The sequence below is a fragment of the Faecalibacterium sp. I4-3-84 genome, from assembly GCF_023347255.1.
GTDB lineage: Bacteria > Bacillota > Clostridia > Oscillospirales > Ruminococcaceae > Faecalibacterium > Faecalibacterium taiwanense.
In genome coordinates this window covers 1,756,410-1,782,491 of record NZ_CP094466.1, presented here as the reverse complement: position 1 = coordinate 1,782,491, position 26,082 = coordinate 1,756,410, and the positions used below count along the sequence as shown (strand labels likewise).

20 protein-coding genes are annotated in these 26,082 nt (G+C 48.7%); 18 read left to right on the top strand and 2 right to left on the bottom strand.

Annotated elements, in window-relative coordinates; all coding sequences use genetic code 11:
- The first annotated feature begins 102 nt into the window (after positions 1-102).
- The 11 genes from MTP41_RS08720 (at position 103) to MTP41_RS08670 (ending at position 14,881) form a co-directional block, all read left to right on the top strand.
- A complete protein-coding gene (locus MTP41_RS08720; protein WP_249235340.1) occupies positions 103-897 on the top strand; it encodes a hypothetical protein in 795 nt (264 codons plus the stop codon).
- Positions 894-2,753, top strand: a complete 1,860-nt coding sequence (locus MTP41_RS08715) for a DUF2194 domain-containing protein (protein ID WP_249235339.1) — start codon at positions 894-896, stop codon at positions 2,751-2,753. The genes MTP41_RS08720 and MTP41_RS08715 overlap by 4 nt, the downstream gene beginning before the upstream one ends.
- 5 nt (positions 2,754-2,758) lie before the next feature.
- The gene (pelF, locus tag MTP41_RS08710) at positions 2,759-4,174 is read left to right on the top strand and encodes a GT4 family glycosyltransferase PelF (protein WP_118527519.1); all 1,416 of its coding nucleotides are present in this window, start codon (positions 2,759-2,761) and stop codon (positions 4,172-4,174) included.
- Between the two features lie 3 nt (positions 4,175-4,177).
- Complete coding sequence (pelG, locus tag MTP41_RS08705; protein WP_249235338.1) at positions 4,178-5,668, top strand: exopolysaccharide Pel transporter PelG; 1,491 nt, start codon at positions 4,178-4,180, stop codon at positions 5,666-5,668.
- On the top strand, positions 5,665-7,464 hold the full coding sequence (locus MTP41_RS08700; protein ID WP_249235337.1) for a CotH kinase family protein: 1,800 nt from the start codon (positions 5,665-5,667) through the stop codon (positions 7,462-7,464). The genes pelG and MTP41_RS08700 overlap by 4 nt, the downstream gene beginning before the upstream one ends.
- The gene (locus MTP41_RS08695) at positions 7,451-8,233 is read left to right on the top strand and encodes a polyphosphate polymerase domain-containing protein (protein ID WP_097776861.1); all 783 of its coding nucleotides are present in this window, start codon (positions 7,451-7,453) and stop codon (positions 8,231-8,233) included. Before MTP41_RS08700 ends, MTP41_RS08695 begins: the two co-directional genes overlap by 14 nt.
- Before the next feature lie 26 nt (positions 8,234-8,259).
- Positions 8,260-8,925 (top strand): DUF4956 domain-containing protein, encoded by a 666-nt coding sequence (locus tag MTP41_RS08690; RefSeq protein ID WP_097776860.1) that lies wholly within the window; start codon positions 8,260-8,262, stop codon positions 8,923-8,925.
- A complete protein-coding gene (locus tag MTP41_RS08685; protein WP_249235336.1) occupies positions 8,918-10,255 on the top strand; it encodes a DUF4832 domain-containing protein in 1,338 nt (445 codons plus the stop codon). Before MTP41_RS08690 ends, MTP41_RS08685 begins: the two co-directional genes overlap by 8 nt.
- A gap of 158 nt (positions 10,256-10,413) precedes the next feature.
- The gene (locus tag MTP41_RS08680; protein WP_249235335.1) at positions 10,414-13,242 is read left to right on the top strand and encodes a transporter substrate-binding domain-containing protein; all 2,829 of its coding nucleotides are present in this window, start codon (positions 10,414-10,416) and stop codon (positions 13,240-13,242) included.
- 90 nt (positions 13,243-13,332) lie between these two features.
- Positions 13,333-13,491, top strand: coding sequence for a hypothetical protein (locus MTP41_RS08675; RefSeq protein ID WP_158576332.1), 159 nt, complete (start codon positions 13,333-13,335; stop codon positions 13,489-13,491).
- 508 nt (positions 13,492-13,999) lie between these two features.
- On the top strand, positions 14,000-14,881 hold the full coding sequence (locus MTP41_RS08670; RefSeq protein ID WP_249235334.1) for a DUF6017 domain-containing protein: 882 nt from the start codon (positions 14,000-14,002) through the stop codon (positions 14,879-14,881).
- A gap of 163 nt (positions 14,882-15,044) precedes the next feature.
- Here the strand turns inward: MTP41_RS08670 and MTP41_RS08665 are convergent, their stop codons facing one another.
- Complete coding sequence (locus MTP41_RS08665; protein ID WP_097776856.1) at positions 15,045-16,001, bottom strand: hypothetical protein; 957 nt, start codon at positions 15,999-16,001, stop codon at positions 15,045-15,047.
- Between the two features lie 380 nt (positions 16,002-16,381).
- Between MTP41_RS08665 and MTP41_RS08660 the strand changes: the two genes are divergently transcribed.
- The 5 genes from MTP41_RS08660 (at position 16,382) to MTP41_RS08640 (ending at position 23,274) form a co-directional block, all read left to right on the top strand.
- On the top strand, positions 16,382-17,566 hold the full coding sequence (locus MTP41_RS08660; RefSeq protein ID WP_097776855.1) for an AAA family ATPase: 1,185 nt from the start codon (positions 16,382-16,384) through the stop codon (positions 17,564-17,566).
- A gap of 217 nt (positions 17,567-17,783) precedes the next feature.
- Complete coding sequence (locus MTP41_RS08655) at positions 17,784-17,957, top strand: hypothetical protein (protein WP_165852893.1); 174 nt, start codon at positions 17,784-17,786, stop codon at positions 17,955-17,957.
- A gap of 177 nt (positions 17,958-18,134) precedes the next feature.
- On the top strand, positions 18,135-19,181 hold the full coding sequence (locus MTP41_RS08650) for a Fic family protein (protein WP_097776854.1): 1,047 nt from the start codon (positions 18,135-18,137) through the stop codon (positions 19,179-19,181).
- Positions 19,182-19,701: 520 nt separating this feature from the next.
- Positions 19,702-22,860, top strand: a complete 3,159-nt coding sequence (locus MTP41_RS08645; protein WP_249235333.1) for a DUF3427 domain-containing protein — start codon at positions 19,702-19,704, stop codon at positions 22,858-22,860.
- 12 nt (positions 22,861-22,872) lie between these two features.
- Positions 22,873-23,274 (top strand): (deoxy)nucleoside triphosphate pyrophosphohydrolase, encoded by a 402-nt coding sequence (locus MTP41_RS08640; protein ID WP_097776852.1) that lies wholly within the window; start codon positions 22,873-22,875, stop codon positions 23,272-23,274.
- Positions 23,275-23,498: 224 nt separating this feature from the next.
- Here MTP41_RS08640 and MTP41_RS08635 read toward each other — a convergent pair whose 3' ends face one another.
- Positions 23,499-24,461, bottom strand: coding sequence for a hypothetical protein (locus MTP41_RS08635; RefSeq protein WP_097776851.1), 963 nt, complete (start codon positions 24,459-24,461; stop codon positions 23,499-23,501).
- A gap of 135 nt (positions 24,462-24,596) precedes the next feature.
- On the opposite strand from MTP41_RS08635, the gene MTP41_RS08630 reads away from it, so the two are divergent.
- Both MTP41_RS08630 and MTP41_RS08625 read left to right on the top strand, forming a co-directional pair.
- Positions 24,597-24,983 carry a YaiI/YqxD family protein gene (locus tag MTP41_RS08630; protein WP_242959166.1) on the top strand — a complete coding sequence of 129 codons (387 nt, stop codon included), beginning with the start codon at positions 24,597-24,599 and terminating at the stop codon, positions 24,981-24,983.
- An 820-nt stretch (positions 24,984-25,803) separates the two neighbouring features.
- Positions 25,804-26,079: a helix-turn-helix domain-containing protein gene (locus MTP41_RS08625; protein ID WP_097776848.1), complete on the top strand. Its 276-nt coding sequence runs from the start codon at positions 25,804-25,806 to the stop codon at positions 26,077-26,079.
- Positions 26,080-26,082: the final 3 nt, after the last annotated feature.

Genomic DNA, 26,082 nt, shown 5'->3' with positions numbered 1-26,082 from the left:
ATTTCAACATTGGTATTGTTACTTCTTCATCTTTTGGTCTGTCTTGTGCTATGGCTGCTTATACGCTGCGGCATTCTGGATATAAAGGGATACTTTTTTCCGGTGATTCTGTTGATCCCCATCTGGGGACCTTTGTGTGTTCTGATCCTGCACACCAACCGGGCATTATTTGGCGATGACCTGCTGGAAAAGACGTTGGAAAAAATGCACATCAACGAAGAGATCCACCGAAGCATTCTTGTTCCCGGAAACGCAGACGAGGAGCAGGTCATTCCGCTGGAAGAAGCTCTTCTGGTAAACAACCCCCTTCAAAAGCGGCAGCTGATCCTCTCAGTTCTGACAGAAGCTCCTACCAGTTATTATCACCTTTTGCAGCAGGCCCGGCTGAATAACGACAGTGAGGTTGTGCACTATGCTTCCACTGCTCTGGCGCAAATTTCCAAGGAAGCTGATCTCACACTGCAACAGCATGAACAGCAATATGCTTCTGACCCGGACGACCCTGATATCCTGTGCAGTTACTGCGATTATCTGGAAAGCTACATCGAATCCGGGTATGTGCAGGGCCGTGCGGCCGAGATCCAGCAGCGCCAGTTGGAGCGGCTGCTGAAAAAACGCATCGGCACGCGTCGGGATTTTACCTTGGGGTGCAAGCTGGCTTCTGTCCAGTTAGACTTAGCGGAATATGATACCGCCCGCCAGACCATTGACGCACTTTCCGAACGCTGGCCGCAGAGAGAAGAGCCTTGGCTGCTCCAGCTGCGAATAGCCGCCATACTGCACAATGGCACTGCGATCCAGGACATTCTGCACAAAATCAAGGAGCAGAATGTCTATCTTACCTCCAAAGGACAGGAAATCGTAAATTTCTGGTATGGCAAAGAGGATTCCAAATGAAACTCCGCTTTCTATCAAAACTAAAACAATTTCGCTGGAGCAAACTGCTGCTGATCTGGCTGGTATTTCTGCTGATTGCCGGCGTGCTTTTTGCAGAGCGCTGCGGCATAAAGTATGCATCAACCAATTTCAAGATCGATTACCTGAGCCGGACCTCTGTGCTGCCGGCTCAAAATGCGTTATTTGGCCAGCCGGTCACCAATCTCCTGTTGTATGACAGTACCCAGGACAATGTGTCCGAGGCAAAAAAGCAGTTTGATCAGATCCTTCTGGACATGAAAGTCAGTACACAAGCAGTGGATATTTCCAAATCGTCCACTCTCCTTCCGGACTTTTCCAATTACAAGACGGTTGTGGTGTTAGTGCCTGATCTGGATGTACTGGGACAGGATCTGATCACTTTGATGAACTGGGCACAACAGGGCGGCAGCATCCTGTTTGCTATGACGCCGAGCAAAACCTCCTATTTTGACGTGATTTCTCTGAAACTGGGTGTGCTTTCCTCTTCCTGGAACTATAAACTTGCAGAGAGCATCGTTCCTGCGGAGGAATTTATGCTTGGCGGTGGACAGCGCTATGAATTCAGCGACCCGTTTGAATCCGCTCTGAGTGTCAGCCTCCGGGAAGAAGCCACAGTGCATGCCCGTACCGGAGACGAAGGCACGCCGCTGGTGTGGAGTGTTTCACTGGGCAGCGGAAGAATCGTGGTAGACAATATCGGCATTTACGACAAAATCATGCGCGGTATCTATGCAGCATCCTTCAGCTTGCTATGCGATGCCACTGCTTACCCTGTCATTAACGGTTCCGTGTTCTATCTGGACGATTTTCCTTCTCCTGTTCCCGGCGGTGATGGTACCTATATCCGCAGAGATTACAGCATGAGCATCAGCGACTTTTACAGCAAAGTCTGGTGGCCGGATCTGGTGCAGCTGGCGCAGAAATACGGAGTTCGTTTTACCGGTGTCATGATTGAAAACTACGAGGATGACACCGTGGATGAACCGACACGTCAAAAAGATACACAGCAGTTTCGTTATTTTGGAAGCCTTCTGCTGCGGCAGGGCGGCGAGATAGGGTTTCACGGTTACAACCACCAGCCTCTGGTGCTGCCAAATACCGATTACAAGGGTCTGTACGCCTATCGGCAGTGGCCCAGCGAAGAAGCCATTACAGCCGCCATGGAAGAGCTGATTGAATTTCAGCAAACCGTTCTCCCTTACACGAATGGCACGGTATATGTTCCGCCCTCCAACATTCTCTCTGCCGAAGGCCGACGGGTGCTTGGCACAAAAGTTCCGCAGATCCGTACCATTGCCAGCACCTATTTTAAAGACGGCACAGATCTGCCCTATGTACAGGAGTTCGGTGTGGCAACGGATGGTATCGTGGAGCAGCCTCGTATCGTGTCCGGTGGTATGGTTGGTGATACTTATATGCGCCTAGCGGCTATGAGTGAGCTGAATATGCACTATGTCAGCACGCATTTTATGCACCCGGATGACTTGTTGGATGAAGACCGCGGTGCAGCGGAAGGCTGGGAAGTGTATAAAGGCGGTCTGGAGGACTATCTGAAATGGCTCAGCACCTCTGCACCGGATCTTCGCCGTCAGACCGGGACCGAGTGTTCCGGTGCCATCCAACGGTACGCGCAGCTGACCGTTGCGCTGGACAGCACCGACACCGCGTGGACCCTGCATCTCGGCAATTTTGTCGATGAAGCATGGCTTTTCTTCCGTGCCAATGAAGGAACGCCCGGCCGCGTAACAAATGGCGAGCTGACCCATCTGACCGGAGATCTCTACTTGCTGAAGGCCACCGCCGAAACAGTGCGCATTGAGCGGAAAGGAGCATGAACCGAATGCGGATCTGTCTGATTCTGGAAGGCTCCTACCCTTATGTGCATGGCGGTGTTTCCACCTGGATGCACGCCTATATTCAGGCCATGCAGGAGCACGAGTTTGTGCTGTGGGTCATTGGCGCAAAAGCGGAAGGACGCGGCAAATTCGTCTACGACCTTCCATCCAATGTTGTTGAGGTGGAAGAGGTATTTCTGGACGATGCCTTACGCCTGCACGGAGAACATGTGCCTGTTTTGTTTACCGAAGAAGAGCGTACTGCCTTGCGGGAATTACTGCGGCTCGGAACGCCGGACTGGGACGTGCTGTTCCGGCTGTTTCAGCAGAAAAAGGTGCATCCTCTCTCCTTTTTGCAGAGCCGGGAGTTTATGAAACTGTTTACCGATATCTGCTTGGAGGAATATCCCTATGTCCCCTATGCTGACGCTTTTCACACCATGCGCTCCATGCTGTTGCCGGTGTTGTACCTGCTGACCGGACGCGTGCCAAAAGCGCAGATCTATCATGCGATCTCCACCGGATATGGCGGCCTGTTGGCCTGTCTGGGCGGCAGCATGAACCATGCGCCGGTGCTTCTGACAGAGCACGGCATCTATACGCGCGAGCGTGAAGAAGAGATCATCCGTGCTGACTGGGTCGTTCCCTCTTTCAAAAGCCGTTGGATCCGCTTCTTTTATATGTTGTCCGAGGATATCTACCGCAGAGCGTTCCGGGTAAGCAGTCTGTTCTATAACGCCCGCCGTACTCAGATCGAAATGGGCTGTGATGGCAGCAAATGCATCGTTATCCCCAATGGCGTGCAGTATCAGCGCTTTTGCGACATCCCGCTCAAGCCTGAGGACGGTTGGGTCGATATTGGCGCTGTAGTGCGTCTGGCCCCTATCAAGGATATCAAAACCATGATCTACGCCTTCTTTGAGCTTTCCTCCCGGGTTCCGCAGGTTCGCCTGCACATCATGGGCGGCGTGGACGATGAGGACTATGCGCAGGAGTGTTATGCCCTGGTGAAGCAGCTCCGGCTGGACAATCTGATCTTTACCGGCCGTGTGGACGTGGTGCAATACATGCAAAAGCTGGACTTTACTATCCTGACCAGTATCTCGGAAGGTCAGCCACTTTCCGTACTGGAATCCATGGCTGCGCGCCGCCCCTGCGTGACGACTGAAGTGGGCTGCTGTCGGGAACTGCTGGAAGGCGCGCCCGGCGATGATCTGGGTGTAGCGGGGTACTGTGTGCCGCCCATGTACCGGCAGGGTCTGGCAGATGCCATGGAGCGGATGTGTGCCAGCCGTGCCCGTCGGGAAGAAATGGGGCGCATCGGTCAGCAGCGCGTAGACCGATATTTTCATCACGAACAAATGTTAGACAACTATCGGAAGATGTACCAGGCAACTGCAGAGCATTTTCATTTGGAGTAACAAATGGCAGGAATCGGATTTGAATTAAAAAAGTTATTTCGGCGCAAGGGTTTGTTTGCATGGCTGCGCGCCTACGGCTATGCCGGCATCATCTGCACCGGACCGATGCTGCTGGGTATTGCGCTGCAGCTTGGTATTCTGTTGCTGTGCAGCTGGGCCGGGGCCGAGCGTACCCAGCAGGACTTGCTGGTGTGTATGGTCACCTATACGCTGCTGTCCTCGCTGACTGTCACCAGCTTTTTCTCCATGCCTGTGACCCGCTATCTGGCCGATATGCTGTACGAAGAACGCGAGGATGCAATTCTCCCCTCTTTCTGGGGGTCCAGCGTCCTGATGCTGCTGATTGGCTGCATCCTGTACGGCATCTTTCTGTTGTTCTCCGGCGCAACGCTCCTGCAGGGGCTGTTATGTTTATGGCTGTTTGCCGAGATGATCCTGAACTGGAACGGCATGAGCTACCTGACCGCTATCAAGGATTACCGGGGCATCCTGTGCTCCTTTCTGGCGGCGATCGCGCTGTCTTTCGGGCTGGGATATCTGCTCGTCTTTATTCTGGGTGCTCCTGTACTGGAAGGCATGCTGTTTTCCATTACGATGGGGTATGGCCTGATGATGGTGTGGGATGTGGTGCTGCTCTACCGCTATTTCCCGCAAAGCGATGACAGCCCATGGACCTTTCTGCGCTGGGTCGATCGGTTTCTGCCTCTGGCGTTTACCGGCCTGTGCACAAACCTCGGCCTGTTCTCCCATCTGGTCCTATATTGGTCCGGGCCGATCGGCGTGCAGGTAAAGGGCCTGTTTTACGGTGCACCTTACTACGACGTTCCGGCTCTGATCGCCTTTTTAAGCATCCTGATCACCAGCATCAACTTTGTGGTGTCTGTAGAGGTAAACTTCTATCCGAAATACCGGGATTATTACAGCCTGTTCAACGATGGCGGTGTTGTGGGCGATATCGTTACCGCTGAAGAAGAAATGCTGGCAGTGCTCAACCGGGAGCTTCGCTTCACTGCCCTCAAGCAGCTGTTCTGTACGGCAGGGGTCATTTCACTGGCGGGCACGCTGCTGAATCTTTTACCGCTTGGCTTCAATGATCTGATGCATGGCTATTTCCGGACATTGTGCGTGGGATACGGCTTATACGCCGTTGGTAATACGGTGCTGCTGATCCTGCTTTACTTTACAGATTATCTGGGTGCTGTTCTGGCGGCAGCTGTGTTTGCAGCCAGCACCACTGCCTTTACCCTGCTCTCACTGCTCTTCAACACAGCATTTTATGGTTTCGGATTTCTGGCAGGTGCAGCGCTTTTTTATCTGGTTGCTCTGTTTCGTCTGGATGCCTTTACCGCCAACCTGCCCTATCGGGTATTGGGTCAGCAGCCTATCGTAGCCGAAACCAAAGAACATCTTTTTACACGCCTTGGCATTTTTCTTGAAAAACAGGATGCCAAAAACAGCAAGGCAGACCATCAGGAGGGAAAATCGATCACATGAATGAGGAGTTTCTGATTTCGCGCCGCAGGATTCTGGGGTTGAGCGTTGCGCTGGCTGGTCTGTGCGCAGGCTGCGCAGTTTTACCTGTGGAAAGTGACAGCGCCGGATCCGCTGCCGCCAGTGCAGAAAGCAACCAGTCCATTGAAAAGGCTCCCGCATCTGAAATCAACAGTGTCCACCTGCGCGACAACGCAGAGCTGTACAACGTCTACGATGACAGCGGCATTGTGACGATGTATCTTACCGTGAGCCGCGGCAATGACAGCGAAAATACAAACCACAGCTGGGCAGAGATCAACCATTATTCCGCTTACGACTACACGGCGATGGGCGTAGCACGCTATCAGGTGAATGGTCTTTTGCAGGTGGGCGATGAAAACGGCCCCCTTGCCGGCGAAGTTGGTTACGATACACTTGCCCCAAATGCCACGGTACAAATACGCGGTCAGACTTCCAGCCGTTATACTCAGAAAAACTACAAGGTCAAATTAAAGAAAAACAAAGGCAGCTGGCGAGGCCAGCGCACGATCGCACTGAATAAGCATCAGGGTGAGGGACTGCGCTTCCGTAACAAAATGGCCTATGACCTTATTAAAGGCATCGACCAGATGATGGGCTTGCGCACCCAGTTCGTTCATCTTTATGTGAAGGATCTGACCGATAGCGCCAGCGGTGTTTTTGAGGATTATGGTTTGTACACGCAGGTAGAACAGCTGAATAAAACAGCCCTTAAGGCGCACGGTGTGGATCCAAACGGACAGCTGTATAAAATCAATTCTTTTGAGTTCTACCGATATGAAGATGTCATTCGTCTTACAACAGACCCAGCATATGACCAAACTGCGTTCGAAAAGCACTTGGAGATAAAAGGAGACAGCGACCATTCCAAACTGATCAAAATGCTGGATGTTCTCAATGATGAATCCTCTTCTATGGACGATGAGCTATTTGTAACGTACTTTGATAAAGAAAACATTGCATATTGGATGGCATTTCAGTTGTTAACCGGCAATACGGACACCCAAAATCGCAACGTCTACTTGTACAGCCCTCAAAACTCCAGCAAATGGTACTTGTGGGACTGGGACAATGACGGTATGCTCCGCCGCCGGGAACGTGAGATCATTAACTTCTCCGACTCCGAAAGTTGGGAACGTGGTGTAAGCAATTACTGGGGCAATGTCCTGTTCCGGCGCTGTCTGCAAACGCAAAGTTACCGCGATCTGCTGGATACCGCCATGAAGGAGCTTTATGCTTACATGAATGAGGAACGCATTCAGTCCATGATGGAGCATTACCGAAGCGTAACGGAAAAATATGTCTGGCAGATGCCGGACCGAATGAACGTTCCCATCACACATGACGAATACGAAGAGGTCCTGAAAAGTATCTGGCCGGAAATTGATGAAAATTATAATTACTATTGGGAGAGCTATCGCAAACCCATGCCATTTTATATTGGCGAGCCGCAGGTGGTAAACGGCTCCCTTCTGCTGACCTGGGACCCCTCTTATAACTTCGAGATTGAAAACATTTACTATACTGTTGAGCTTGCAAAGGATTATCTGTTTACGACTACGTTCTTTCGGCAGGAGAATCTGATCCTGCCAGAGCTTACCATGGATACGCTCCCGGCCGGGCAGTATTTTTTGCGCGTAAGAGCGACCAATGCCTCTGGTTATACGCAGGATGCCTTTGACTACTATGTTACCGAAGCAGGCAAGCATTATGGCATGCTCTGCTTTTACGTCCAGCCGGACGGCAGCATTGCGGAGGACACCTATGAAGATGTCTAAGCCTCAGATATCGATGCTGTATCATCAGTTGTTGGCCCCTCCACGATGCACAGGCACAGAGCACTATCGTCATGAACTAAAGTATCTTATCTCGTGGGCCGACAAGGCCGAGCTGACCGCGCGGATGTCCCCTATCCTCAAACTGGACCCCCATGCAACGAACGGCGGCTACTTCATTCGCAGCTTATATTTTGACGATTACTGGAACACCGCTTATGAAGAAAAGGATGCCGGCGTGCTGCTGCGCAAGAAATACCGCATCCGCATTTATAACTGCAGCGACCGCAGCATCAAGCTGGAGCGAAAGAAAAAATTTGGCAGTTATATCTATAAAGAAGCCGCGCCTCTGACCCACGCAGAGTTTGATTCCATTCTCGCCGGGGACTATGATTTTCTCCTGCATAGCCGTTACCGCCTGTGTCAGGAGTTCTATACCGAGTGTATCTGTAACATGCTGCGTCCCCGTGTTATTGTAGACTACGACCGCGAGCCATGGATCATGGATGCCGGTACGGTACGCATCACCTTTGATACGGATGTACGCGCCGCGGTTGGCAGCCGGGATATCTTCGACTCCACGCTTCCTGCGCTTCCGGTGCTGGAACCGGGTAAGCTGGTAATGGAAGTAAAATTTACAGAATATCTGCCCCAAATCGTCCGGAATCTTCTGCCGCCCCGTGCGCAGGAGCTTACGGCTGTATCAAAATATGTCCTCTGTTGTGACAAAACCGCCTATATGAACGGATTTGCTTACTGGCAGGAGACCTGAGCCCTATAGAAAGGAACCTTTCGCCCATGAGCACAAAAGACTTTATCAAAAAATCCGTCCTGAACACCTTTACCCAATACGATGCTCCCAAACTGGCGCTTGCCCTGCTGACTGCACTGGCATTGGGAATCCTCATCTATCTTGTCTATCGGCAGTTTTATACCGGCGTTGTATATTCCCGCAGCTTTGCTGTCACGTTGGTTGGCATGTGTGTGCTGACCTGCATGGTAACACTGGCCATCAGTACCAACGTTGTCATCTCCCTTGGTATGGTCGGTGCGTTGTCTATCGTCCGCTTCCGTACTGCCGTCAAAGACCCTCTGGATCTGTTATACCTGTTCTGGTCGATCACTACCGGCATTACAGCCGGTGCCGGTATGTACGCATTGGGCCTTGTAACAGCCGTTGTCATGATCGGGATGATCCTCTTTTTCTACCACTGGCAGGCCAAAGGCAGAGTGTACATTGCGGTCATTCACTATCTTGGTACAGACGCAGAAGACGATATCGTTCGTGCCTTTGGCCGCTGCAAATTTGTGGTAAAGTCCAAGACCATGCGCAAGGATAGCACCGAAATGGCGGTAGAGGTATTCAGCAAAGACCCGAATCTGGAATTTACAGATCGCCTGCGCGCCGTAAATGGCGTACAGGATGTTACACTGATCCAATATAATGGCGAATACCATGGATAAGCTTTCAAAAGGTTTCGTATCTGCGGTTTGTCTGCTTGGGGTGGGGTTTGGTATGGTTCGGAATATGATCTGCACGCGTACCTATCAGGAAGATCCGTCTGCCTTTGCCAACGCACAGATCGGCTACGCTCCAATGGTAGGCAGTACGGACCATCCGAATGCCACATTGCGCTATCTGGAGCTGACATGGCGAGAGGTGGAACCAACGGAAGGCCAGTATGCGTGGGATGCTATCGAACAGCGGTACGGACTTGCCGCCCTGCGCGAGCAGGGCATCCATCTGGTACTGCGGTTCGTTTGTGACGTACCCGGCCAGAAGAAGCACCTTGATATTCCGGAGTGGTTATATGCTCAGACTGCCGATGGCAGCTGGTACAGTACCTCGTATGGCAAAGGTTATTCCCCGGATTATGCAAACGATATCCTTCGTGCCGCACACCATAAAGTTGTTTCAGCCTTGGCCGAGCATTTTGACGCAGATGGCTTTGTGACTTATGTAGAACTGGGCAGTCTCGGCCACTGGGGCGAATGGCATATCAAAAGCAGCGATGGTCTTGTACCTATGCCGGACGAAACCATTCGGGATCAATATGCAACAGACTATCTGAATGCATTTTCCAATGCAAAGCTCCTGATGCGGCGACCGTTCAACATCGCTGTAAGTAACCGGCTTGGTCTTTACAACGATATGACCGGCCACGAAAAGGACACCAATGAGTGGCTGAACTGGATCAAAAACGGCGGCTGGTACGGCAAAGAAGCGAATGGACTTTCTGCTATGCAGAATTTCTGGCAGGATGCGCCCGTAGGCGGCGAGTTTACCAGCAGCCTGCCGATGGAGGAGCTGCTGGACACAGAGCTTTCCCGCACACTGCAGCTATTGGATGCTTCTCACATGAGCTTTCTTGGTCCGAAAGCAGCACAGCCTGCATATTCACAGGGATATCAGGCGGTCTTAAAGCGTTTGGGCTACCGGCTCCGTGTGACAACACTGAAGCTGATGCCGCATGACGGAGAAGCTGTGGTCAGCTTGACTGTGGCAAATGAGGGTGCCGCCCCATTTTATTGGGATTGGGCAGCGAATCTTTATCTGGAGAGCGCAGACGGTACCACGCTAAGCACGGTGCAGCTTCCTCTTTCTCTTCCGAAATTGATGCCCGGCGAAACGCAGACCGTAGAGGTTGTTCTGAAGGAAGTTGATCTATGGGCGCTCTTATTGCTTCACAAGGAGCACCTGACGATTGGCATTGTAGATCCCATGACCGACCGTGATGCCGTGCGATTTGCTATGAATGCACCGCAACAAAACGGACGAACCGTTTTGTTTTAATTGTTCCACTGTATCATTACACCGCTTGATCAGGCAAAGGCACAGTTCGATACGAACTTCTTCGGCACAGTCAATGGGAACAAGGCGGTCCTGCCGTACATGCGCGAAGCAGGAAAAGGACACATAGAGAAATATATTTGCCAGACAGGAGATTTAATATGATTTTGAGAGCAAAGAAATATGTGGCAGTGTTACTGGTTTTTGTATGCGTGTGTATGATGTTTTTTCCCCTGACTGCATATGCAGCCGAGGACAGTTCGCAGCATGAAACTGTCAAAGTCGGTTTCTTTGCCATGGATGGTTATCATGTGATGGATGAAGAAGGCAACCGCAGTGGGTATGGCTATGATTTTCTTCGGCTGATGGCCCGTTATTGGGATGTAGATTACGAATATGTCGGATATGATAAGAGCTGGGATGATATGCAGCAGATGCTTGAAGATGGCGAGATTGATATGGTAACATCTCCCCGCAAAACACCGGAAAGAGAAGAAACGTTTGATTTTTCACGTCCGATCGGAACCAATAATGGGATTCTGACCGTCCGCAGTGACAACAGCACGATTGTGGATGGCAATTACAGTACCTACAACGGTATGCGTGTGGCATTTTTGAACGGAAGCTCACGAGATAAAGAGTTTACGGATTTTGCAGACAATAAAGGATTTACATATGATCCATTTTATTTTGATACGACAGCAGAGATGGAGGAAGCTCTTCAGAGCGGAAATGTTGATGCGATTGCTGCCACTTCTATGAGAAAAACAAACAATGAGCGTATCGTGGATAAATTTGACAGCAGCGATTTCTATGTCATTGTTAAAAAAGGTAATACAGAATTGCTGAATGAGATCAATTATGCAATCGACCAGATGAATGCAGTTGAGGGTGACTGGAAAACGACGCTTCGTAATAAAAATTATGAAAGCATACAAACTAAGAATCTGGAATATACGGAGAAAGAAAAAAGTATAATTTCACAGTATTCCAAGGAAAACCCGCTTCATGTTCTGTGTGATCCGACCCGTTATCCATATTCTTATAATGAAAATGGTGAGATGAAGGGTATTATCCCGGATTACTTCCGGAAAATTGCAGACTATGTCGGGATTTCCTATGAGTTTCTTACACCTGCCACCAGAGATGAGTATATTGCTTATCAGAAAAATAAGGAAACTACAGATATTAGCATCGATGCGCGCCTGGAAACAGATAACTATGCTGAGACGAAAAAATGGGGGATTACTGCACCTTTCATTACGATGCAGCTGGCAAGGGTGACACGGCGTGACTTTGATGGAAAAATCAATGTTGTTACTACTGTTGACCAGACAGCATCTAATTCAATTGAAGATGCAATGGCACCCGGTGCAGAAAAACTGATGTGCAGTACCCGACAGGAAATGATGGAAGCTGTCCGTAAGGGTAAAGCAGATGCTGCCTTCGTCTACTATTACATGGCACAGGCGTTTGTGAACAGTGACACTACGGGCACAATGACATATACTCTGCTGGAACAGCCTACATTCACCTACCGCATGGTGATTTCATCAACTGAGAACCATGCGCTGGCTGGTATTCTGACGAAAGCAATGTATGCCATGCCCCAAAATCTTGTTGAAGATCTTGCAGCACAGTATACCACATACAAAGCAACAGAGCTGACATTTGTTGACTGGATCCGTCTGTATCCTGTTGTTACTGTTTGGGCTCTACTTATTTTTGGATGGCTGCTGACTGCTATGGCTGTGATAATGGTGCGTCTCAGTGCAAGAAAAAAAGCTCAGAAGGCGGCTCAGGAGAAAGCTGAGGAAATGGCGGAACTGGCAGAGCATGCACAGGCTGCAAACAAGGCAAAAACAGCATTTTTGTCACATATGTCCCATGATATGAGGACACCGATGAATGCAATCATAGGATTTACCGGTATTGCAATGAAAAACAATCCGTCAGACGAAGTGAAAAATTGTCTGGAAAAGATTGACGAAAGCTCAGAGTATTTACTGTCGCTGATCAATGATGTATTAGATCTGACCCATATCGAAAGTGGAAAAGTGAAATACGATCCGGTACCGGCGGATGTGAAAAACATTACAGATTCTGCATTGGATATTATAAAAGGCTTTCTTACGAACAGGGATATCAACTTTAAGATTCAGCGTGAAGACGCAAAGATTCCAAATGTACTTGCGGATCCTGCACGCCTGCGCGATGTGCTGGTCAATATTCTGAGCAATGCCGTAAAATACACTCCGGATGGAGGGACGATTACATTTGAAGCCCGGTGTCAGGAAAAGGGCGGGGATGGATATATAAATATACGTTACCGCATTTCGGATACTGGTATTGGCATGAGTGAGGAATTTACAAAAGAAGTTTTTGAGGAATTTACACAGGAAGATTCCGATGTGAGAACGCAGTACCACGGAGTTGGACTGGGGATGGCTATCGTAAAGAAGTATGTGGATATGATGGGCGGAACCATTTCTGTGCAGAGTAAAAAGCATGAGGGAACCACATTTACTGTGGATATTCCTTTGGAAATTACAGATAAGGAATGTAATAAGTCAGACACAGGTTTTTCTGAAAAGGTAGATCTTACAGGTGTGAAGGTCCTTCTTGTAGAGGATAATGAACTGAATGCAGAGATTGCTGCCGTGCAGTTGGAAGAGCTCGGGATGAATGTAGAAAGAGCTGTGGATGGAAAGAATGCTGTTGAGATTTTCAGAAATCATCCGAAAGGCACATTTGATGTAATCCTGATGGATGTCATGATGCCTGAAATGAATGGTTATGAAGCGACAAAAGCAATCAGGGCAATGAATGACAGACCGGATGGAAAAAACATTCCTATTATAGCAATGACAGCTAATTCATTCGCAGAAGATGTTCAGGCATCACTGGATGCAGGAATGAACGCACATTTGTCAAAGCCGATTGTGATTGATGAAGTTATAAAAACGATTTTAAGGTATGTACATAATTGACGAGTGGACTTGTTCCGCTGTGGCTTTTCTGGTGGTGGGGCGGTGCAATCTCCACGCTCCTTCTGCCTGAAGACCGGTGGCCCCTTTTGCGTGAAAAAACGCAAAATTCATAGGCCGGGGGCAGCAGATTATCAGAAGATTCTTCAGGCAATCTCTCCGATTCTTGCCTTGCTGAGCGAAAAAAGAGCGTCCGCGATCCGCCAGTATCTGAAATACCGTCTGCACTACCTGAAATCTGCCATGGGGTGATAAAATGGCCTATGGCAATGCGTCAGCATGATGCCATACGCCCACAAGACAGGGTGGACGGGCGATGTTCCGGCAAAAAAGAATGGACAGACGAATAAAATTCACCTGTCCATTCTTTTTGGCGGAGCATCAGGGAGTCGAACCCTGGCACCGGTCTCCCGGCCTATCGCATTTCGAGTCTTTGAAATTGTTGGATGAAGCTGGTTCCTCGCGGCTGTCATTGGCAGCTGAGGGCATTCTTGTAACCTCCAAAAAGGCACGTCACACCGCAATTTGCAGGCAAAAATCAGCCGCTTTTTGCGAAATGACGTTAGAAAAAGCTTTTTTCACACAGGCCGTCAGCGGCTGCATTTCAGGTGTAGTTGTGTTAGATGTCCGTTAGAAATATGCAGTGTTGCCGTTGCTGTGCCAGCTCACAGCAGGCTTCCCTGTCTGAACGCAGCGTTTCCCGAAAGCCGGGAAATGCTGCGTTTTCTCTTGCCCGCATTGGGCTGAAAGGGAAGCCGCCATGTCAACATTCCGCGTCAATAAAAATGTCAACTACACCGTCATGAGCAACCACCACCTGCAGGATAAGAGGCTGTCCCTGAAAGCCAAGGGACTGCTGTCCTATATGCTCTCCCTGCCGGACGATTGGGATTACAGCCTGAAAGGGCTGACCGTTGGTTGCAAGGATGGTCTGGACAGTGTACGCACCGCTGTTCTGGAACTGGAAGAACACGGCTACGTCCGCCGTCAGAAAGTCCGCAATGCCAAAGGGCAGATCATCGACTACGATTATCAGGTTTATGAATCGCCTGTTGAGGACGATCCTGCCGTTCCCGGCAAGGAAGGCGGGCCATCGAACCCGTCCGCAACCAAAAGCCCGAAAAGCCGCATGAAACCTTGTTCTTCACCATTTTTGGATTTTCCAAATTTGGCTGAGCCCAATTTGGAAAAGGCAACGCAACAAAATACTAATAAACAAAATACTAAAAGACAAAGTACTAATCTATCAGGGCAGGCAGGCGAATCCGCAGATTTTGACCAGATGGAAGCACAGGTACGGGAGGAGTTTCGGGAACGTTTGGAGATCGACACCCTTGCCCAGCGGTACGACCCCGACAAGCTGGAGGAACTGCTGGACAACATTGTGGAGATGTACTGCTGTCCACGACAGACTCAGTACGTCGGCAGGCAGCCGCAGACCACCAAAGCCATTCGGCTGCGGCTGGACAAGCTGACCAGCCAGCACGTTGAGTACATCTTCGATGTGATGTCCAACACCACCCAGCCCATCAAGAACATCATGGCCTATCTGCGCACCACCATCCTGAACGCCCCCACCACGATGGAGCACTACTATCAGGCGCAGGGCAACTGGCTGACCGCACAGAATCGGAAGAAGTGACTGCTGTTTTCCACCATTGCCGCAAAAGACGTTGAAAACCAAACGAAAAGGAGATTCACCATGAAAAAGGAAACGATTGTCCGCACCGCAATTCCCTATGCACAGGTCGGGGACTATCAACTGCCCCTGCTCACTCTGCCGCATTCTATCAGTTGAATTAAAATTATAAATATGAAATAATAAGTTTTATTATTTCTACAACTCCTCCACCTAACGCTGAGAACAGAACGACAAATATTGCATATATAAGGAAGCTCTTTTTATTGATATATTCTTTATAAAATGTAGTAGTTAAATTATAATGACTTCCATTAGGCTTTTCTTGCAACCATTGGTATACCATACAATTTTCCGAGATAAAATTGGATGGTATATAATCTTTGTATAGTGCTTTCTCAAGTGTACGAGTTTTATAACACGTATTGTTGTCTATAAGAAGTTGACCATTCATACAAACCGTCAAAATTATTTTCTTTACTTTTTGTTCTTGCAAAAAAATATCACGTCTGATCTCATCCGGCAGACAGCGCATTTCATTAACCCGTATAGTATAAGAATAACCCTCTTTAATAATCGGACTCGACAAAAGGGTTGCAAATGACTCAATCATTTTAGATTCTTTTTCTAAAAAAACACCTAATTTACTATTTTTGATTCTGAAGCGCACATACACTTCATCTTTTGTTAAACTGTCAATGATCGATTTCAAATCAAAGGTCACAAGTACCCCATTATTTACCCCCTTCATACGGGGGATCATTTCTAAAACGTTTGATTGATGAGAATTATAGCTCAATTCAAAAATATTTTTTCCATCATTCGCATTTATTGTGCAATTCGTGTTAAAAATTCCGCGTGAGATATCTGGATTTTTCAATTTTTTAGATAAATCCGTATAACTCTCTTTCATATCAAAAGGCACAAAAAAGCAAATGTTACTTATATTGTGCGCGTGACTAACTCTTATACCAAAATCAGAGAATACTTTCACTGAAGACGTTTTTCGGCTTGGCATAATCCACTGATTTATATGAAGGTCAACATCACATGATCCGTCTCGTTTATCAATAGGAACAACCCATACCGCGAATCCATCATCTTCCACATGATGATTATTCATATTCTGATTCCTCCATTGCATCTCAATTTTACTTTACAGAAGTATACTCTCTCTTTTGCGTATTTTCAACATATAGTGCAACTATCGAACATTAAAATAGTAAATAACTATCTCTCGAACTAGGAAATGTGTTTTTGTCGAACGGAGCTCAAGAATGTTTTTAAATTAGACCGAGCTGAAAGCACCGGCCGAGGAGGTAATGTTGAGGGAGATCGTGTACGCAGAATAATCTTTGATAGTATCTGAGCGGTATCAAAAGCTGATATTTCAAGTTTTGTTCTTAATTTTTGCATGATGCTTGCAAATTTCAAAATTAAAATTTGAGTTTCCGCCTAGAATAGAGTACACTGGATTCAGAAAATCATCTGGGAGGAATTGCGATGCTGCTTCAATTTTCAGTCACCAACCACCGTTCCATCAAGGAAACATCCATTATCAGCCTGAAAGCATCCACGGACAAAAGTCTGGCTGACTGCCTGATTTCACCGGACGAGAAGAAACAGCTTGTGCCTGTGCTGGCACTGTATGGCGCAAATGCGGCCGGAAAGAGCAATGTTCTCCATGCTCTTTTGCTCATGCGGGAAATGGTCTGCGGCCGATATGCCAAGCTGCTGAAGGGTGAACCGCTTCCGCAGGAACCGTTTGCTTTTACCAATCAGCCTACACAACCGACCAGCTTTGAAGCCATCTATTTTTATGGCGGCATCAAGTATGCCTATGGGTTCTCGTTTGACAAGTCCAAAGTCCTGACCGAATATCTCTATCACTGGCCAAATGGCCGGGAAGCGTTGATTTTTTCCAGAGAGGGAAGCAGCTACCAATTTCGTGAAAACGTCCAAGAACAGCTTACACTTTCTGGACGAACCGCCGAAAATCGTCTGTACCTATCCAGTTCCAACGAGTGGAATTGTCCGCAGACCGAGAAGGCATATCTGTGGTTTTTTGAAAAACTGACAGGATTTATGGGAACAGAAATGCGGCTGGATGCCACATTGTCTGCTATCCGGCAGGGCGGCTCTGAAAAGAGCCGTATCCTGCATGAAATGCTGTGCGCAGACCTCGGCATCAAGGACATCCGCATTACCGGCTCCAAGGACGAACCCGTCATCTCTGCCCTGCACACGCTGGATTCCAGGGAGGGCACTTCCAAGGGATTCTGGCTTCCTTTGGGGCTGGAATCGGTCGGCACACAGCGTTTCTTCTCCCGCATCGGAATGTGGCTGGCCGCTCTGGAATCCGGAGCCGTGCTGGTCGTAGACGAGATCGAATCCAGTATGCACCCGCTTTTGACCCGACATCTGATCGAGATGGTACAGGATACTGCCATCAATACGAACCACGCCCAGCTTATCTTCACCACCCATGATAATGGCCTTCTCGACCTGACCCTGCTGCGCCGTGACCAGATCTGGTTTGCAGAGAAGAACGAAAAGACCATGCAGACCGATATTTATGCTTTGACGGAATTCTCCCCGCGGAAAGGCGAGAACATCGCCAAAGGCTATCTGCAAGGCCGGTATGGGGCGATTCCACACATGAGGAAAGAATTATTAAGGAGCGTATAAATATGGCTTACCTGAAACTGATGTTAGATAAACGGGAAATCGCTCATCTGAGCGAAGATAGGTAGTATCTCTGCGTTAATGAGGGCGTGCTATAGTACGACCTGCCCTTGAACCTTTTTATTGGAAACAGCCGCAAGGTGCCGCTGGTCGATGTAGTCGTCTGGGCAAAGAAACGCATTTTCCCCGAAATCGGATGGATTGCAAAGAGATTCTGGAGATGATGAGACTGCCCGACTACAACGCATGGGAAATTGTCAAGCGCACCAATGCCTGCCTGATGGAAGACCCTTTCTGGCTGCGCTTCAGCGAAGATGAGACCTTTGAGGACACTACCCGTGGCAGGGCAAGAAAAATCATGGCTGAATATCAGAAGTCAGCTGACACCAATTAATATCATTTATATCATTGTTAGGGCAAAAACCACCGCCTTTTCACTTTAAGGCGGCATTGCTGCCGTATATGCTTGTTCTTCTCGAATGTCCAACTTTTTTAGAGCAGAATCCCTTAATCGTCTTGCTTTTCCCTTAAAATGTAGTATATTTTAAGGGAAAGAGAGGGTGGTAAGGGCATGAGAGCATTCAATTACTCCAAAATCAAAGAGCAAAAATGGGATTCCGAGATTCTCGGCTATATTGCTGCAATCTATAAAGAAGCGGGTAAGCAGGAACTTTACTTGAAGCAGCGTCCTGAAGAGCTGGAACGTCTGGTGGAGATTGCAAAGGTGCAAAGCACCGAAGCATCCAATGCCATCGAGGGAATCGTGACCACCAGCACCCGAATCAAGCAGCTCGTGGAGGAAAAAACGACGCCGCGCAACCGTGATGAACAAGAGATTGCAGGCTACCGTGATGTCCTGAACCTCATTCATGAAAATTTTGATGTGATTCCGATTACGCAGAATTATATTTTGCAGCTGCATAAGGTTTTGTACAGCCACATGAACAACCCCGTCGCAGGACGGACGAAGAACGTACAGAATTATATCAGCGCAACCTATCCCGATGGACATAGCGAAGTTCTTTTCACCCCATTGGCTCCTTACGAAACGCCAGCGGCTCTTGATCGAATCTGCGAAGAATATAACCGTGTGATCGGGAACTTTGAAGTAGAACCATTGATCGCAATTCCTGTGTTCATCCATGATTTTCTCTGTATTCATCCGTTCAACGATGGCAATGGCCGGATGAGCCGCCTTCTCACGACCCTGATGCTGTATCAGAACGGTTTCTATGTCGGGAAATACATCTCACTTGAAGCCAAGATTGCCAAGAACAAAGACCTCTACTATTCAGCTCTTGCGCAGGCGCAAAGCGGATGGTACGAGGGCACAGAGGATGTTGTTCCATTCATCAAATATATTTTGGGAACCATTCTCTCTGCATACCGCGATTTTGAAGAACGCTTTGCCCTCGTGGAAACAAAACTTCCAGCCATTGAAGTTGTTCGGAATGCTACGAAGAACAAGATCGGGCGCTTTACCAAGCAGGATATCCGGGAACTCTGCCCTTCGCTGAGCCTTAGTTCCATTGAGGGTTCCTTGCGGAAACTCGTTGAAAACGGCGAGTTGAAACGCGAGGGAGCAGGCAAATCAACTGTGTACCTACGGTTGAAGTAATCCCTTAATCGCTCCATCTTTCCCTTAAAATACGGCCAATTTTAAGGGAATCCGCATTGAGTAAGGGATAAAGTAGCCCTATTTACTTGACTTTTTGTTGGTTGTCAGTATATTGATACCAATTGGTATCAATAAGTATCAGCAAATGGATACAACAAGACCCACAGATTGGATGCTCATCCCAATCTGTGGGTCTTGTTGTATCCATTTGAGTTCAGTCATCATCGTCCGGGTCAGGAACTTCCACCCACTCTGAAAGCTCTTCGCAGTAGTCCTCATATTTTCCGCCTTCGGTGGTCCTGATGACACGCCGCAAGTAGTGTCCTTACCGCCATCTACACAGCAGAGACCACAGCTACACCTTTCTGACTTCTTTCCAGAGATTAGTACAGAAATATGTCAGCAACCTGCCTGTTTATTGTGCTTTTGAGTGGTTAAGCAATGTCTCATCCGTATTGTGAGCATTGAATAGGGCTTTTGTCCGCGCTATAATAGAAAAAAACTGCAAGGAAGTGTCATCATGCTTCACCCCGGACTGTACGAACAGGTCATTAACAATGCGCTGAACCGCGAGCTTTCGGAGGTTCCGGAAGCTCGTAAATCCACTGCGCCCATCGACACGGCAGAAGCCTCTAAAGTGCTGGCGCAGTACCTGACCGAAGTGGTACAGAAAGGCTTCGACAACGTACAGGACAATGGCGGCGGCATCGAAGCACAGATTGCTCTGGCAAACCAGATCGTAAGCACCATCCAGACTACCACCAAAGAACCTGACTTTGCCGCGCTGGGCGTTGACCAGCGTGCAGAGCAGCTTCTTGCGCTTTTACGGGAAAATGACCCCCGCCTTGCAACCGGAAAAGCGGCCAAAGACATCGAACGGCCGGAAACGTCTCTTGCGCAAAGCTCGTTGTTCACCGGTGCCATCCACGAGCCGCAGATGTACACTGAACTGAAAAAGGAGATCGTGTCTGCCGACCACATCGACATGCTGGTATCCTTCATCAAGTGGAGCGGTCTGCGCCTGCTTATGGACGAGCTACGACAGTTTACCCAGAACGGCGGAGAGCTGCGCATCATCACCACCTCTTATATGGGCGCTACGGACGTAAAAGCCATTGAGGAGCTGCACGCGCTGCCCAATACGAAGATCAAGGTCAGCTACGACACCAAGCGTACCCGGCTCCACGCAAAGACCTATGTGTTTTACCGGGACACCGGTTTTACTACGGCGTATGTAGGCTCCTCCAACCTGTCCAATGCGGCAATTTCCAGCGGTCTGGAATGGAACGTCAAGGTGACCCGAAAGGACCTGCCGGAGACCATTGAAAAGATCGCAGCCACTTTTGAAAGCTACTGGAATTCCAGCGAGTTTGAATATTACGATGAAGGGCAGCGGGAACGGCTGACCCGCGCCCTGAAGGCTGAAAAATACAGCGAGACCGACCACAGCGGGATCTATACCCTGGATATTTTGCCCTATTCCTACCAGCAGGAAATTCTGGACCGACTGGATGCCGAGCGCACCGTTCGGGGTTACAACTGCAACTTGGTAGTCGCCGCCACCGGCACCGGCAAAACTGTGATCTCTGCACTGGATTACAAGCGCTTCTGCAGGCAGTATCCGGGGCAGCCCTGCCGTCTACTGTTTGTGGCACACCGAGAGGAGATCCTGAAGCAGAGCCTGTACACCTTCCGGGCGGTACTGAAGGATGCCAATTTCGGCGAACTGTATGTGGGCAGTCACAGAGCCGACAGCATTGATCATCTGTTTGTTTCCATCCAGACCTTCAATTCTCAGGAGCTTGCCGCCAAAACGGCAGCAGATTTTTACGATTACATCGTTGTGGACGAGTTCCATCATGCAGCTGCACCCACTTATCAGAAGCTGTTGGAATATTACCAGCCGAAGATCCTGCTTGGACTGACCGCTACCCCGGAACGTATGGACGGCAAAAGCGTTCTGGACTATTTCGGCGGGCGCATTGCCGCCGAGATCCGTCTGCCGGAAGCGATCGACCGGAAACTGCTCTGTCCCTTCCAATATTTCGGCGTCACCGACACCGCAGATCTGAGCAGCCTGAAATGGCGTACCGGCGGCTACGATAAAAACGAGTTGTCCAACCTGTACACCCTCAGCGGCATGGTGGCGGAGCGCCGCGCTGACCTTGTGGTGAACTCCATCCTGAAATATGTCACCAATATCGACGAGGTAAAGGGTCTGGGCTTCTGCGTTTCCATCGCTCATGCCCAATTCATGGCGCGCTACTTTAATACCCACGGCATTCCATCTATGGCACTGACCGGCGACTCTCCTGACGAGGAGCGCAACGCCGCCAAGCAGCGGCTGGTTTCCGGGGAGCTCCGTTTTCTCTTTGTGGTGGACATTTACAACGAGGGCGTGGATATCCCCGAGGTGAACACGGTGCTGTTCCTACGTCCTACCGAGTCGCTGACCGTGTTTTTGCAGCAGTTGGGGCGCGGCTTACGTCTGGCAGAAAACAAGGATTGCCTGACCGTTCTGGATTTCATCGGACAGGCCAACAAAAAGTATAATTTTGAGGAGAAATTCGCAGCACTGCTCTCGAACACCACCCGCAGCGTCAGCCGGGAGCTCAAAGAGGGCTTTGTCTCTGCACCTAAAGGCTGCTATATTCAGTTGGAGAAAATTGCTGCAAAGTATGTGCTGGATAATATCAGCGCTTCCTATGACCGCACCTCCGGGCTTGTGGCGCGGGCGGCTGCCTTTACCGAGGATACCGGTCTGCCCCTGACACTGGGGAACTTCCTCGACTACTATCATCTTGACCCGCGTGCAATTTACAGCAAAAAGGTCTGCTTCAGCAGGCTGTGCGTCCGCGCAGGGGCGGCATCCGATTTTGCAGAGCCTTTGGAAGAGACCATGACCAAAGCCTTTGCACGCTTTGCAGTCGTGGATTCCCGCAGGTGGATTTGTTTTTTGCTGGGGCTTCTGCCAAAATTGGATAACACCGACTTTGCAGCTCTATCGCCAGTAGAGAAGCGGATGCTGCAAATGTTCTATGTGACCCTCTGGGGCAAAACTGCAGAAAGCTGGGAGGATGAAGAAGTTCTCGATAACCTGTATGCTCTCTCGGATAGTCCCGTTTTGCTGGGGGAGCTGCAGGCACTTTTGCAGTATCAATATGACCGCATTGATTTTATTGACGAGCCGGTAGATGTGGGCTTTGATTGTCCGCTGGACCTGCACTGCACCTATACCCGCGACCAGCTGCTGGTAGCACTGGACTTTTTGAAGCCCGCCACTGTCCGCGAGGGCGTGAAGTGGCTGCCGGAAAAGCAGCTGGACGTATTCTTTGTGACCCTGAACAAGGCAGACAAGGATTACTCCCCCACCACCATGTACAAGGATTATTCCATCAACGAGAGCCTGTTCCACTGGCAGAGCCAGAGCACCACCGCCGAAAACTCTGCCACCGGGCAGCGCTACATCCATCACCGGGAAAAAGGAAGCCGGGTGCTGCTGTTCGTGCGCGAGTTCAAGGCAGATGCCCGTTTTGGCGGTGCAGGAGCGTATACCTATCTGGGCACGGTGAACTATGTGAAACACGATGGTTCCCGCCCCATGAATATCACATGGCGGCTGAACCGCCCAATCCCTGCAAAGTTTCTCAAAAAGACCAACAAGCTGGTGGTCGGTTAAAAGGAGAATATCATGAAGGTTGTTCGCGTTGTTGCAGCTGTGATCTGCGACGATATTCAGACGAAACATAAAATTTATGCCACCGCCCGCGGCTACGGCGAGTACAAGGGCGGATGGGAATTCCCGGGCGGCAAAATCGAGCCGGGTGAAACCCCGCAGCAGGCACTGAAACGAGAGATCCGGGAAGAACTGGATACCGAAATTGCGGTACATGATAAAATCGGCACCATCGAATACGACTATCCTGCATTTCATCTTTCGATGGACTGCTTCTGGTGTGAGGTCCTTTCTGGTGACCTTGTTCTGAAAGAAGCCGAAGCCGCGCGCTGGCTGACAAAAGACGAACTGGATTCTGTACAGTGGCTCCCGGCTGACCAGACGATTCTGGAACGGATTCGAGCGACATTGGGATGAAATCCATCGTCCAGATTTTTATTGTTGCAATTTTACAAAAATTACCAATTTGCTGTATGGGGATCAATTATACATTTAAATTAAAAATCGGTTCTTTATTATACTCAACAGCTACAGAAGCCTTACGTTATTCAATCCACAATATTTATCATTGAATATATCAACTATCACTACAAAAGCATGGATGAATCTCCGTAATGTTAGAGAAACACCTATGCTTATTTTCAGTTCAAATATTTAAGCTGAAAGCTTCTATGCGTAAAATCAAATTCCATTACTTTGCATTTCAAGATGTCTCCTGGTTTGATTTTCGAATAAACATCGCGCGGAAATGAGTACTTGGGTTCCAAGCTTGAAATGAATCCTTTTACATCTTTATCAGCAATCGTACAAACTACACCGCCACTATTTTTACTAACCACACATGCATCTACATCCATATCAACTGTAAAATAATCAATCTCACTGATTGTCTTTTTAAGGTTTTCATCTGCCTGAATCCATTGTTCAACAGCATGAAGCGAATCATTCAAATCAACAGAACTTATAATTGCTTTTTCCGACACTAATTCGTCACTATTTGTCAAATATTCCTTTCGATATTCAATCAAATAATTCACCAAATCTCTTGCATTTAGTGCAACAACAAGTTTTGAATCACTTTCATGAAATTTAAGTCGATTAGATATACGCGTCATAACCTCAGTGTTTTTAAAGAGAGTATCTTCTGCGCATGCCGAAAGATACGAAACGTTTCTTAACATTTGCAAATGTAAGGCACCCGGGATAGTAATCTTAACCAAATCGCCTTCCTCAATTGGCATCGCCGAATTTTCACAAAGCACTAAATTCTTCCTTGCCAAGTAAGCCAATTCACGATAAATAACAGCAAGGCTATGACCATATACCTGCAAGCTTCGTGCAAGCTCTGACACTTGAAATAGACCTTTATCACCCGTTGGACCACTCAGTGCTTGCACTTGATATAGCCAATTCAATATATCGGCACGAACAAACGGATCCGGAAAATCGTCATTGTAATCAGATGCAAACAAATTCACAAAATTCGATTCATCACCGTTATAAAAACGACGGTTCTTACGAAGAAGGACATTTTCAAACCGATACGCAGGAATCTGCGCATCATCGCCAAGCACTCGCATTGCAAGAATATCCTTTTCCTTCATATGCCCGCTTTTACAGAAATCTTCAAAAATTTGAATGCCATTACGTGTATTTTTGTCTGCTAATCTATAGAACAAATTTGCGACCCAACGATCTTTGCGAATAGCAACTATGGCTGTCCTGTTGTTGACCTGACCTTGCAGATTGCAAAGCAGTTCGGTGTCCCCGTCATCATCCTGTGCGAAACCTCGCACCAGATCGAACGTGAGGGTGCGCAAACACTGGTATTCGACAAGGGTGCTGACAGCGTGGACTTTGCGCTGGTCAACCGGGTAAAGCCGGGGGATATTGTCATGACACAGGACTATGGACTGGCGAGTATGTGCCTTGCCCGGTGTGCCAAAGTGCTGAATCAGAACGGCTTGGAGTACACTGCTGACAACATGGATGCCCTCATGCTGCGGCGGTACGAAAACAAAAAGCTCCTTCGTGCCGGCAAGCACCCGAAAGGGAGTGCAAAACGGTCGAAGGCACAGGATGAAGCATTTGTCGCCACACTGACAAATATTTTAGTAACCATCTAATTTTTCTTGAATTAAGAACTTGAATTGCAACCGCCGCTCACTCTTTCCCGGAGTGGGCGGCTGTTGTTTCTTGTTCAGCGCATCTTGCTTTGTTAACTTTCTGTTGATTTTCAAAATGGAGGTTGTCAACCAGCCTTTCTCGATGCCTACCAAATGAGGGAACGCTCTCAACCTTCAATGAAGGCAAAAAAATCAACGTCAACACCCCCATTTCAAGCCACTTTTTCTGTTAATAATAGAACCTCCTCTTTGAAGGCCGGTCATTTGTGACCTTTTTGTTAATTCTCAAAAAGATGGTTGTCTTTGGGCTGTTTTCGTCGGCTACCAAGTGAAAGGACTTTTTCAAAAGCGAAGATTCGGTCTCAAGAATTACAATTTGATTACAAGTTCCTCACCAATGCTACGAAACAGGCGTTCTCGACACCTACCAATTAGAGGGATAATTTTTCGGTAGCTCAACTTCCGGGGATTTTCTACAAAACTCTGTTCCTTGAAAACAGAATAGCTCAATCGTCCGGTACTTCACAAAAGGTACTTCTGTAACTCGCAGCCCGGCCATGACGAAGGCGGGGTGGCTGAAATGCCAATGGTACGGTTTAAGCCCGCCGCTGGACGATTCCCCACTCCTAGGGAAGTCGAGGACCAATATGGGAGACCTTAACTTATTAACGCAGACGGGTTTGAAACCATCTGCGATGGGGGAGCTGGAATTGCTGCCAGTTCTCTTTACATTGTCACCTGACCGCCGCTTTGCTGCAAAGGATATAACCGCAGGTAACACACTTTTTGACCTTAGACTACTTATGCTGAAGGAGTACCTATGAAGTTTAACAATGCCTATTCCCAGATGTTTCCCGGCTACCCCGATGCCGTCAGCCTTCAGCAGGCTGCGGAGATGCTTGGTCTGAACCGCCACACGGTCGGGGAACTGATCCGATCCCGCCGCCTGTTTGCGCTTAAAATCGGCCGCACCTATCGTATCCCGAAGCTGAGCGTCATCGAGTTCCTGCTCACCGGGCAGAGTGCGTTTCCGGCTGGAAATCCGCCGCTGGATGTGGTATGCTGTGGGTGCAGCAACGGACAGCACGCCTGTTGACCC

Bases quoted from the DNA above. Each gene is read 5' to 3' on its own strand.
- MTP41_RS08715 (WP_249235339.1), top strand. From the start codon at position 894: ATGAAACTCCGCTTTCTATCAAAACTAAAACAATTTCGCTGGAGCAAA.
- pelF (WP_118527519.1), top strand. From the start codon at position 2,759: ATGCGGATCTGTCTGATTCTGGAAGGCTCCTACCCTTATGTGCATGGC.
- pelG (WP_249235338.1), top strand. From the start codon at position 4,178: ATGGCAGGAATCGGATTTGAATTAAAAAAGTTATTTCGGCGCAAGGGT.
- MTP41_RS08700 (WP_249235337.1), top strand. From the start codon at position 5,665: ATGAATGAGGAGTTTCTGATTTCGCGCCGCAGGATTCTGGGGTTGAGC.
- MTP41_RS08695 (WP_097776861.1), top strand. From the start codon at position 7,451: ATGAAGATGTCTAAGCCTCAGATATCGATGCTGTATCATCAGTTGTTG.
- MTP41_RS08690 (WP_097776860.1), top strand. From the start codon at position 8,260: ATGAGCACAAAAGACTTTATCAAAAAATCCGTCCTGAACACCTTTACC.
- MTP41_RS08685 (WP_249235336.1), top strand. From the start codon at position 8,918: ATGGATAAGCTTTCAAAAGGTTTCGTATCTGCGGTTTGTCTGCTTGGG.
- MTP41_RS08680 (WP_249235335.1), top strand. From the start codon at position 10,414: ATGATTTTGAGAGCAAAGAAATATGTGGCAGTGTTACTGGTTTTTGTA.
- MTP41_RS08670 (WP_249235334.1), top strand. From the start codon at position 14,000: ATGTCAACATTCCGCGTCAATAAAAATGTCAACTACACCGTCATGAGC.
- MTP41_RS08665 (WP_097776856.1), bottom strand. From the start codon at position 16,001: ATGAATAATCATCATGTGGAAGATGATGGATTCGCGGTATGGGTTGTT.
- MTP41_RS08660 (WP_097776855.1), top strand. From the start codon at position 16,382: ATGCTGCTTCAATTTTCAGTCACCAACCACCGTTCCATCAAGGAAACA.
- MTP41_RS08655 (WP_165852893.1), top strand. From the start codon at position 17,784: ATGATGAGACTGCCCGACTACAACGCATGGGAAATTGTCAAGCGCACC.
- MTP41_RS08650 (WP_097776854.1), top strand. From the start codon at position 18,135: ATGAGAGCATTCAATTACTCCAAAATCAAAGAGCAAAAATGGGATTCC.
- MTP41_RS08645 (WP_249235333.1), top strand. From the start codon at position 19,702: ATGCTTCACCCCGGACTGTACGAACAGGTCATTAACAATGCGCTGAAC.
- MTP41_RS08640 (WP_097776852.1), top strand. From the start codon at position 22,873: ATGAAGGTTGTTCGCGTTGTTGCAGCTGTGATCTGCGACGATATTCAG.
- MTP41_RS08635 (WP_097776851.1), bottom strand. From the start codon at position 24,461: ATGAAGGAAAAGGATATTCTTGCAATGCGAGTGCTTGGCGATGATGCG.
- MTP41_RS08625 (WP_097776848.1), top strand. From the start codon at position 25,804: ATGAAGTTTAACAATGCCTATTCCCAGATGTTTCCCGGCTACCCCGAT.